Annotated in this window: 1 protein-coding gene; it reads left to right on the forward strand. The window is 59.9% G+C overall.

Going from position 1 to position 342, the window contains the following annotated elements:
- Positions 1-157: 157 nt before the first annotated feature.
- Positions 158-342: S24 family peptidase (locus tag Q5762_RS37570; RefSeq protein ID WP_315896799.1), on the forward strand; the 185-nt coding region annotated here is incomplete at its 3' end.

Below are 342 nucleotides of genomic sequence, written 5' to 3' on the forward strand. Positions count from 1 at the left end.
CGGCGGGGTTGTTGGTAGGTGACCCAGCGGCAGTAGTCGTCGTTTTCGGCGCGCTGTATGTGGATGTTCTCGGCGTTGTTGTAGGGGAAGTGCCGGTGTCGGCCTCAACGAAGAAGGTAGCCACGGGGTTGTCTACGCAACGGGTGACACCCTGGTCGTGGATCGCAGCAAGACGCCACGACACGGTGATATCGCGATGGTGCTGTGGGAGGGCGGGTTCACGGTGAAGCAGTTGCGCCGCGTGCGTGGCCGCTTTGAACTTCACTCTGGCAATCCGGAGAACGCTCCAATTATGGTTCCAGAGGATGTGGAACTTGATGTGTGGGGCGTAGTGACGTGGAG

It is taken from the genome of Streptomyces sp. P9(2023) (genome assembly GCF_032436795.1).
Lineage (GTDB): Bacteria > Actinomycetota > Actinomycetes > Streptomycetales > Streptomycetaceae > Streptomyces.